The organism is Rahnella sp. AN3-3W3, from assembly GCF_003263545.1.
Taxonomy (GTDB): domain Bacteria; phylum Pseudomonadota; class Gammaproteobacteria; order Enterobacterales; family Enterobacteriaceae; genus Rahnella; species Rahnella variigena.
Genome location: NZ_JYDG01000095.1, coordinates 47,362 through 56,194 on the forward strand (window position 1 = coordinate 47,362; position 8,833 = coordinate 56,194).

Sequence of the window (8,833 nt, forward strand, 5' to 3'; positions counted from 1 at the left end):
AGCCGCAGTCACTAGGCTTAGGTATTGGATGGAGAATTTCGAGGTGAAAATGTCAGAACACGAACTGAAAGAAAAACGCATTGAAATCGTTAAGAATTTCTACGCCAAACTGGATCAGGCAGATTCGACTTTGCTGGATCTCTTTGCTGAAGATGTGGTGCTGTTTTTTCCGAAATTTGGCACCGCGCAGGGGAAGTCATCCCTGGGAGAACTGGGTAAACGCTTCGCCCTGGAAATCGATAAGATCCAACATATTCAGGATGCTTTCCGGTTTCTCAGCGATGGCGACACCATTGTACTGGAAGGGCAGATGCGTGGTGTGATGCAAAACGGCGACCGCTGGCCGACCTCGGAAGCCGGCAGTCATCATTTCTGTACGGTGTTTGCATTTGACGATTTACTGATCAAACGACTGAGTATTTATCTCGACCCTGACTTCAATCTCGAGGACAAAAAGCGGGTGAATAATTACCGTCAGGCGGTGAAAAGCGAAGAGAATAAAACCTGATGTTTGCTTAAATGCTTAAAAAAGAAGGGAAGGGGTGTCAACCCACCCCTTCCCTTCGCCAACTGCCCTATCAGGATTCGGCAGGGACAACGCTGTTTTTGTAGCGTTGCAGTATCGGCGAATTCACTTCCGACGGATTCTGCAATTGCCACAGATTACGGTCGATACCGTCATTGACCAGATAAATAACCCCGGATTCAATGGCCGACATCAGGCACAACATCACCGGCTCGTTGGTGGTATAGCCCAGTTCGCCTTCCAGCAGACGCTGATAGTCGATAAAGCGGAACACCCCGGCCTGCACTTCATACGACAAAATCGTCTTGCTGGTATTCACAGACGACAGAACTTCCCCGGTATTGACGTCGACAGCACGCAGGTTCACGGCTATCTGGTCCAACTGGTACTGCGTACTGGCACCGATACCGAAGTAACGCGCCCCTATGCCGCCCGATTTCACATTGCTTTCATAGCCGATAATCGAGCCTTCAATCAGAATATTTGCCGCCACTAAAGAAGAAAGCGGACGCTGATTATTGATAGCGACGCTGCCGTTTTCCTGAGCCGCACGGATAATTTTGCGTTCATTGAGCAGGTTTTGCAGTCCCTGACGTTCCAGCGGAATAAACCATTTAGAGTCTTTTAGCGCCGAGACCAGCATGGCCGTGGCGCTTTGCGGCACCGCAGTCGAGAAGTTACTCGCCGGATACGGTTTGAACTGACCGGTTTCATCCTGAATATTATAAACGGAGACAAATACACGTCCCTTCGGTGCCGGGAGATGAGTCAGGTCGGTATAACTCGGTGCCCGTGGCAATAATGTCGGTCTGGCGGCTTCTTTCGGGGGCGCTGTGAGACACCCGCTCAACACAAAAACTGCGATGAGTAATAAATAGCTGCGCATGATGTTGTTCCTGTTTTTATTTGTCGCCGGAATCAGTTGGTAGTAGCAGACAGGCCCTGAACCTGAATGGTGGAAATCTTGCCTGTTTTACGGTCGGTGACATTCATCACCAGTTGCCCGTCGGTATTCTGGATATCCACAATAAAGTCCTGCGTCACCAGCCGCCCCGGTTTGCCCTGATTCACGTTGCCCATCAGACTGCCCAGCAGCTGCGACTGAATCGATGCGGTGAAGTTATCCAGCGCAGAGGTGCCGGTAGTGCCGAAATCGTACGAATCCGGATCCTTATAGGAGTTTTGCGCCTGGGCTTCATTGAGCAGGAACGCGCCATTATTCGGGTTGCCGCCGAAATTCGGGTTAATGAACTGGAAAACCATGTTGCCTCCCCAGGAAACCGGGGACGCCGTCAGTAATGCCAGCAGCATGACTGAGCGCGAAGCAGAGACTGGAATATTCACGATGCTCTCCTTAAAAGAGGCTGTGCATTAAAATTCGTCATGGGCAAGATCCCCGGTGCCAAGTAACGCTTTGTCCAGCTGGCGTCGTGATAACGCCTCCGTCACGCCAGCCAGTGCGGTGTCGACGTCCTTCTCAAAGTTGTGACGGTTAGGAAACAACAGAGTTTGATAAAGGGTGTCCTGACCTATCTTTATGGTGATCCAACTGCCCCAGCGGGCGCTGGGTCTTTCTGAAATCGTGATGGTTTCCGGGTAGTTCTGTTCCCATTTGGCGGTGAAGCTGCGATAAAAATCGTGCCCCACCGACGTCACTGTCCGGTCGGTAATCAGCCCCGGGTCTTTGATATCCGCAGCCTGTACGTGCAGGCAGGTGGCGCAGAGCAGCGCCAGCCAGAGCCAGAAGGTCCTGATGCAAATAGTCATGATGTCAGCGCTTGAGATTGTCATTCGCCCAGGACGCCGCCTGAGTACGGTTTTTTACCGAAATTTTCCTAAATAAATTATAAAGATGCGTCTTGACGGTGTTCTCACTGATAAACAAAAGCTGTGCGATTTCCGTGTTGGACGCACCCACGCGTAACTTATTGAGGATCTCTTTTTCGCGATGAGTCAGGCCGGTATCTTCTGAATGCATGTGCCGGAAGGCACCGGACTGATTGATCAGATAGCTGGCGAAACCCTGAGAGAAGTAGCATTCTCCGCGGATCACGCTGCGGATCCCCTCCACCAGATGTTCTTCGTCAGTAGAAAGATAAAAAACAGCGCTTATTCGCGGCCAGGTTTCTATTTCCCGAAAATGATAATTATCGGGCGTATTTAATAATAATAACTTCACACTCTCGTGATAACGGTTAATGGCGGATTGCCAGACCTCAATAATCCGCCGGTCAGCTTCCATCATGTCGAAAAGAATAAGCGTCTGATGAAGATACTGATCCTCAAGTGTTTTATGAATGCTGTGTAACCGGGTATTGACACAAAGTTGCTGTTTTAATTGCTGCAGTAAAGCACTGGCTTGTAATGATGGTTTAGTCACTAATAAAAGAATATTATTATTGATTGCTGCTTCATTACTCATAATGAAACCCTGCCCTGATTTTTATAGCCACAGCCTGCCGCGTCTTTGTATAAACAGACCGGTAATAGACTGAGATATTATGTGCTAAATCTATAGCTTTATATTTGCTGTGCATATCTGAAAGTAGCAAATAAACGCAGCGTGAGGCGCACAATATTTTAAGTCGCTCTATGTGCGGTACAGACTCAATTTAGCTTTTGGATGACCTTACGCAAGGCTTATTTATGTTTCAAAATGTAACGTAAAATGTATAAAATTTTCTTAATGTATTGCCATTTGCATGAGCCGTGCATGTTAAATAAACCTTAAGTAATGGATTTACATTATCTTAACGTTTGGCCTTGTTATGACAGCACATTTAAATAAATGCCGGTCTGAATAATCCACGGGATACAGCAATCTGGTGCATGATTCCTCTTTAATAACTCAAATAACTGCTTACTGTATAATCGATTTCACTTAGGTTAGGCCGTTTTAAGACCTGAATATGCCTGCGTAAAGCACCCGGCGGGCACCCTAAATACCGTAAAAGCCGGAATGATAAGGGGTGGAAATGTGGCGGCGATCTCTTTTAAGGCCATTTTTAAACCGCAAGGGGATTAGGAATAGTTGCATTTGTGTGATTATTTGCGCCGGAGTTTCCTGGCACTTTAGGATTAATGCCATGGGGTCGATTAGCGTCACTGACGTATTACTGAAACATTCTGGTCAATCCGCATGAGAAGTGACATCTCATACTTTTTAATGAAGTTAAAAATTAAAATACGACGTGCGGGTGAGTTTCTTATTTCCGACAAACATCATAATCAATTCGTCAACAGCAATAACCCGGTGAGCTAATACACAGTCGCCGGAGATATACAGGTGACGAAATGAAAAAGACTTTACTGACCCTGGCGTTACTTTCATTCTCCTGGGTCGTTCACGCTCAGCAGTTTGATATGGCTTATTCGGAAATGAGTAGTGATAGTCCGGAACAAGTCTTCGCTGGCGCGAGGAATTCATCGGGGAATTCATCAACGATTTACCAGAACGGTAATAGTAATCTGGCTGCAAATAATCAGGCGGGGTACGGCAATTCCAGCGTCATCCGTCAGTCAGGGTCAGAAAATACTGCGGTGGTAAATCAGCGAGGTAATGGAAATAACGCCGATATATCCCAAAGCGGCAGCGATAACTTTGCTTATATTTCGCAAAGCGCCGGCGGGGATGCATCCATTACGCAACAGAATTTTGGCAATACGGCTTACATTCTGCAAAAAGGCCGGAGTGTGACGGAAATTCGCCAGAATGGTACGAACCAGAGCAGCGGTGTCGTACAAAACTCGTCAGGAATGGCGATTAGAGTGACACAGCATTAATACAAAATCATACCCAAAATAGTTTGAGGTGCAGGAAGGCGGCAAGGTCGGGAATCACCGGGAGCTTAGATAACTAAGCGACGGGGGTGAGCGAGCGCAGCCAACGCATCTGCAACTCGAAATATGAAGGGTAAAACATGACATCCGATATTAAACCAATGGGGTAGCATCATGAAACTTTGGAAAATTGTGGCAGTCTCCGCTTTAGTCGTCAGTGGCAGCGCGTTTGCAACCGGTTCAAATCATGGCGGCGGTGGTGGCGGTAATCCGTCAACCCCTCCATCCACAGTGCCGACATTCACTGCGACTCAGTGGAATTCTGAAATTCAGATTTACCAACAGGGTACCTCAAACCTGGCGAATGCCACGCAGACTGGCGCTCAAAAATCGCTGACAGCGGTTAATCAGGATGGCTACAGAAACAGCTCCAGCACCAATCAGACCGGTGATGGCAGCCTGATCAGCGTAGTGCAAAAGGGTGATTACAACGGTGCCAACGTGGCGCAGAGCGCAAACGGCAGTAAAGTGCTTGTCTCCCAGAATGGTTCAGGCAACTACGCTCAGGCGTCACAAAGCGCCAATGGCTCTCTGACCAGCATTACTCAGGTCGGTACAGCTAACCTGGCGTATGCGTCACAAAACTGATAACGCTTCCACCCCTGCGAAGGGGAGGATCACAGCAAAACAGGGCACTAGCCCTGTTTTTTTTCGAATGAACTCTGAGGATAAACGCCATGCATTTGCTCCTGATTGCCGCCGTGATGTCCAACCAGCTGTGGTTCGACACCCACAACGACGCGCAGACCTATGTCATTACCCCGATGGTCAATCTCACTAAAGCCTGCGCCTGTCAGGTGGCGGTTTCCGTTTCACAGGAAGGCGTGTCCGGCAGCAGCACCAGCCGCCAGAGCAGCAATGTCAATCTGACCGCTAACCAGCCACAACCGCTGGGCCGTATGCGTTTCTCCGTTCAGCCTGGCAGTAAAACCCAAATTATGATCACGGTGACGGACGGCGGATCGCTGCGTCTGGAAAAACAGATCACCTTGCCGAACGACGCCTGATTTTAAAGACGATCACACTGCCAGATTGTCGTAGCCTTTACGGCGGTAATTGAGCGCAGAGATGCCCCAGAACACCAGGAAAATCGCCACGGCGGCGTATCCGACGCTGCCCATATTGTCATTAAGGCGTTCTACAATGGTCCATAATCCGCCGTGTAAATCGAATTTGTCGGCCAGCAGTCCGAGTGCTTCCAGTCCGCCGATAAACAGGGCGATCACCACGCTGGTGGCGGTGATGGTCATGTTGTAATAGAGCTTGCGTACCGGTTTATCAAACGCCCAGCCGTAGGCACCGACCATCACAAAATTGTCCAGTGAATCGACCAGCGCCATGCCGCTGGCAAACAGTGCCGGAAACACCAGAATGCTCCACACCGACATGCCCGAAGACGCACCTGCGGCAGAAATACCCAGCAGGCCGATTTCAGTCGCGGTATCAAAACCCAGCCCGAACAAAAATCCCACCAGATACATCTGCCAGCTTTTATTCACCAGATTAAAGGCGAAGCTGAAGATCCGGCTCATCACACCGCCTTGTACCGCGTGCAGTTCTTCTTTGGCGGTAAAGCTTTTTCCCTGTTTCACTTTCTGAAAACGACGGTAAACGTCCCGCAGGATCAACGCATTCAGCAGCGCCATCAGCAGTAAAAACAGCGCCGAAACCAGCGTACCGATAGTGCTGCCGTAATCATGCAGCCAGCCGATTTTATTGCCGAAGACCAGCGAGGTGGCGGCAATCGCCACGCAGGCCAGTACCACAATGCTGGAATGTCCAAGGGAGAAAAATGCCCCGACGGCGACCGGCCGCTGCCCCTGTTGCATCAGCTTGCGGGTCACGTTATCGATAGCCGCAATATGATCGGCATCGACCGCGTGACGCAGTCCGTAGCTGTAAGCCAGTAATGACGCGGCGATCAGCGCCGCGTTGTGACGAAACACCGCCAGTGCCCATCCCCAGGCGAGTAAATTCACGGCCACCAGTCCGGCCAGCAGCCAGAAAGCGCGACGGTTCGAAGAGAAAAATTGACGGTTAATCATGGAGATCCTTATTTTTAAAACCAGAAGAAATCTGAGCAGAAGTATGTTGCAGACGGGCACAGGCAATGAGGGCCTGGCCCAGCGCCAGACCGCCATCACCGGCGGGAATGTTTTGTGGCATCAGCACATTCAGGGGCGCTAAGTAGCGATGTAAAAGCTGGCGCAATAAACGGTTATGCAGCACGCCGCCGCCGGTAGCGACGGTGCGAATGCCGGTTCTGACCGCGTGATAACGGGCGAGGGCGGCGAAGCCCTGGGCGAGTGCGTCATGAAAAGCAAAGGCCCGTGCGGCGGGCGATGCCTGCCAGTCCAGCCATTGGTGCCAGAACGTCGCCAGATCCAGCAACGTGCCGTTTTCGGTATGCCGCAGCGGCATTGTGACGGGGTGTGAAATGCCGTATGCCTGATGCGCCAGTGCTTCCAGCCGGCTGGCGGCTTCACCTTCCCAGCTCAGCTTGGGCGGCGCACAGCCCAGCGCGGTGGCGACGGCATCAAATAAACGTCCGCAGGAAGACGCCAGCGGAGAATTGATCCCGGCAGCAATGGCTTTTGACAGCGGCTGCCACGGTTGTGAAAGCAGTGATTGCGCTTGCGGACGCGTCTGCCAGTCCGGCACGAACGCCTGCAAGTGCGCCAGTAAATTACGCCACGGCTCACGTGCGGCAAGGTCGCCGCCGGGCAGGGCGACGGCAGGCAATCCGCCCAAATGTTCGCAATGCAGATAACCGGCCAGCAAACATTCGCCGCCCCGCAGACTGTTTTTTTCGCCATAACCGAGGCCGTCCAGCGCCAGACCAATCACCTTTGTGCCATCCAGCGGCCAGTGATGTTCCGCCAGACAGGCGGCGATATGCGCGTGATGATGAAAGACATCGACTGTCCGCACTGCGTGGCGCTCAGCCTGCTGGTGACTGACATAACCCGGATGCGCATCGCGGGCGACAGCCACCGGGGTGCAGTCATAAAGTTGCTGAAAATGTGCAATCGCCTGCTGCTGTTGCTCCGCGATATCACTGTGCGTCAGCGAGCCCAAATGCGCGCTGAGAATGGCCTGATGACCACGCACCAGACAAAACGTATTTTTCAGATCGCCTCCCAGTGCGAGCAGCGGTGGCTGCAGACCAAAACCCGGCGGCAACGGCAGCGCATCTGGCACGTAACCGCGCGCACGACGCAACACCTCCGTTCCCTGCGCCGTCAGCCGCACCAGCGAATCATCGGCCCGCTGAACGATATCGCGGTTATGCAGCAACCACAGATCGGCAATACCTTTCAGTTGTTCAAGTGCTTCAGAATTTGTCAGCGCCGGAGCGCATCCGGCGGCATTACCGGAGGTCATCACCAGCGGTGTCTGATATTCCTGCATCAGCAAATGATGTAATGGCGTAAACGGCAACATCAGGCCGACTTCATTAAGCTCCGGCGCAATGGCAGCACACAGCGGTGACATCGCGCTTTTCGTCGCCAGCACAACCGGTGCTGCGGGGGATTCAAGCAGTTCACGCAGCGCAAACTGTGGACTGTCGTCGCTGCATCGCGCCAGCCAGCTGACATCCGGCAGCATCACTGCCAGCGGTTTTGACGGCCGGTGTTTCCGCTCACGCAGCCGCATCACCGCGTCCTGCTGCGTGGCATCGCAGGCCAGATGAAAGCCGCCCAGCCCTTTGATGGCGACAATGTTTCCCGCCCGTAATGCGGTAACGGCGTGTGCCAGCGCGGCCTGATCCAGCGCCTGTATTTTTCCATCCTGAAATGTGGCGCTCACCTGCGGGCCGCAGTGCGGACAGGCCACCGGCTGAGCGTGAAAACGCCGGTCGGCAGGATTGTCATATTCCTGCTGGCAAGCCGGACACAGTGCGAACTGCGCCATGCTGGTGGAAGGACGATCGTAGGGCATCGCGCGGATCAGCGTAAATCGCGGACCGCAATGGGTGCAGTTGGTAAAGGCATAGCCGAAACGACGATCGCCCGCGCGCGTGATGTCTTTCAGGCATTCCGGGCAGGTCGCCGCATCGGGCGCCACCTGTGTGTCCATCTGGCTCTGGCGACTTGGCGTGATGGTGAAATCTTTCGGCGGTGTTTGCCATTCAAAAGGGTCGAAACTGATGCTGTCGATACGTGCCAGCGGCGGGCAGTCGCGTTGTAACTGTCCGATAAAGGTTTCGATGTTAACCGGTGCAAGCAGCCTGATTTCGACACCGGCGCTGTCATTGCACACTTCGCCGCAAAGCTGCAGACGATCGGCCAGTTGCCAGACAAAAGGCCGGAAACCGACGCCCTGGACTTTGCCGCAGACGCGAATGAGCAGACCGGAATCAGACATAAATACCTCTTAAATCTCAAGGGTGGTTTTGGTCCCTGCGAAGGGGAGGGAGAAGAATGGGTTCAAAGCTCCTCCCCCGTGCGAAGGGGGAGGCTGGGA

Annotated in this window: 10 protein-coding genes; 4 read left to right on the forward strand and 6 right to left on the reverse strand. The window is 52.4% G+C overall.

Going from position 1 to position 8,833, the window contains the following annotated elements; translation table 11 throughout:
- Positions 1 to 49 precede the first annotated feature (49 nt).
- Positions 50 to 508 carry a nuclear transport factor 2 family protein gene (locus UC15_RS21275; protein ID WP_112290768.1) on the forward strand — a complete coding sequence of 153 codons (459 nt, stop codon included), beginning with the start codon at positions 50 to 52 and terminating at the stop codon, positions 506 to 508.
- Positions 509 to 578: 70 nt separating this feature from the next.
- On the opposite strand, the gene csgG is transcribed toward UC15_RS21275, so the two are convergent.
- The 4 genes from csgG to csgD are packed head-to-tail and all read right to left on the reverse strand — an operon-like array spanning position 579 to position 2,948.
- On the reverse strand, positions 579 to 1,412 hold the full coding sequence (gene csgG / locus UC15_RS21280) for a curli production assembly/transport protein CsgG (protein WP_112290757.1): 834 nt from the start codon (positions 1,410 to 1,412) through the stop codon (positions 579 to 581).
- A gap of 32 nt (positions 1,413 to 1,444) precedes the next feature.
- On the reverse strand, positions 1,445 to 1,837 hold the full coding sequence (gene csgF, locus UC15_RS21285) for a curli production assembly/transport protein CsgF (protein ID WP_112290770.1): 393 nt from the start codon (positions 1,835 to 1,837) through the stop codon (positions 1,445 to 1,447).
- A gap of 60 nt (positions 1,838 to 1,897) precedes the next feature.
- Positions 1,898 to 2,317 carry a curli production assembly/transport protein CsgE gene (gene csgE, locus UC15_RS21290; protein WP_369920471.1) on the reverse strand — a complete coding sequence of 140 codons (420 nt, stop codon included), beginning with the start codon at positions 2,315 to 2,317 and terminating at the stop codon, positions 1,898 to 1,900.
- The gene (csgD, locus tag UC15_RS21295; protein ID WP_112290759.1) at positions 2,298 to 2,948 is read right to left on the reverse strand and encodes a biofilm master transcriptional regulator CsgD; all 651 of its coding nucleotides are present in this window, start codon (positions 2,946 to 2,948) and stop codon (positions 2,298 to 2,300) included. Before csgD ends, csgE begins: the two co-directional genes overlap by 20 nt.
- An 872-nt stretch (positions 2,949 to 3,820) precedes the next feature.
- Here csgD and UC15_RS21300 point away from each other — a divergent pair.
- The 3 genes from UC15_RS21300 (at position 3,821) to csgC (ending at position 5,373) form a co-directional block, all read left to right on the forward strand.
- Positions 3,821 to 4,309, forward strand: coding sequence for a curlin (locus UC15_RS21300; protein WP_112290761.1), 489 nt, complete (start codon positions 3,821 to 3,823; stop codon positions 4,307 to 4,309).
- Between the two features lie 171 nt (positions 4,310 to 4,480).
- Positions 4,481 to 4,954 (forward strand): curli major subunit CsgA, encoded by a 474-nt coding sequence (gene csgA, locus UC15_RS21305; RefSeq protein ID WP_112290762.1) that lies wholly within the window; start codon positions 4,481 to 4,483, stop codon positions 4,952 to 4,954.
- 89 nt (positions 4,955 to 5,043) lie between these two features.
- Complete coding sequence (gene csgC, locus UC15_RS21310; RefSeq protein WP_112290764.1) at positions 5,044 to 5,373, forward strand: curli assembly chaperone CsgC; 330 nt, start codon at positions 5,044 to 5,046, stop codon at positions 5,371 to 5,373.
- A 12-nt stretch (positions 5,374 to 5,385) separates the two neighbouring features.
- On the opposite strand, the gene UC15_RS21315 is transcribed toward csgC, so the two are convergent.
- Both UC15_RS21315 and hypF read right to left on the reverse strand, forming a co-directional pair.
- Complete coding sequence (locus UC15_RS21315) at positions 5,386 to 6,411, reverse strand: HoxN/HupN/NixA family nickel/cobalt transporter (protein ID WP_112290765.1); 1,026 nt, start codon at positions 6,409 to 6,411, stop codon at positions 5,386 to 5,388.
- Positions 6,404 to 8,734, reverse strand: coding sequence for a carbamoyltransferase HypF (hypF, locus tag UC15_RS21320; protein ID WP_112290767.1), 2,331 nt, complete (start codon positions 8,732 to 8,734; stop codon positions 6,404 to 6,406). The genes UC15_RS21315 and hypF overlap by 8 nt, the downstream gene beginning before the upstream one ends.
- Positions 8,735 to 8,833 lie beyond the last annotated feature (99 nt).

What these genes read in the sequence shown, in the direction of transcription:
- UC15_RS21300 (WP_112290761.1), top strand. Translation starts at nt 3,821, where the DNA reads ATGAAAAAGACTTTACTGACCCTGGCGTTACTTTCATTCTCCTGGGTC.
- UC15_RS21315 (WP_112290765.1), bottom strand. Translation starts at nt 6,411, where the DNA reads ATGATTAACCGTCAATTTTTCTCTTCGAACCGTCGCGCTTTCTGGCTG.
- UC15_RS21275 (WP_112290768.1), top strand. Translation starts at nt 50, where the DNA reads ATGTCAGAACACGAACTGAAAGAAAAACGCATTGAAATCGTTAAGAAT.
- hypF (WP_112290767.1), bottom strand. Translation starts at nt 8,734, where the DNA reads ATGTCTGATTCCGGTCTGCTCATTCGCGTCTGCGGCAAAGTCCAGGGC.
- csgD (WP_112290759.1), bottom strand. Translation starts at nt 2,948, where the DNA reads ATGAGTAATGAAGCAGCAATCAATAATAATATTCTTTTATTAGTGACT.
- csgA (WP_112290762.1), top strand. Translation starts at nt 4,481, where the DNA reads ATGAAACTTTGGAAAATTGTGGCAGTCTCCGCTTTAGTCGTCAGTGGC.
- csgE (WP_369920471.1), bottom strand. Translation starts at nt 2,317, where the DNA reads ATGACAATCTCAAGCGCTGACATCATGACTATTTGCATCAGGACCTTC.
- csgF (WP_112290770.1), bottom strand. Translation starts at nt 1,837, where the DNA reads ATGCTGCTGGCATTACTGACGGCGTCCCCGGTTTCCTGGGGAGGCAAC.
- csgC (WP_112290764.1), top strand. Translation starts at nt 5,044, where the DNA reads ATGCATTTGCTCCTGATTGCCGCCGTGATGTCCAACCAGCTGTGGTTC.
- csgG (WP_112290757.1), bottom strand. Translation starts at nt 1,412, where the DNA reads ATGCGCAGCTATTTATTACTCATCGCAGTTTTTGTGTTGAGCGGGTGT.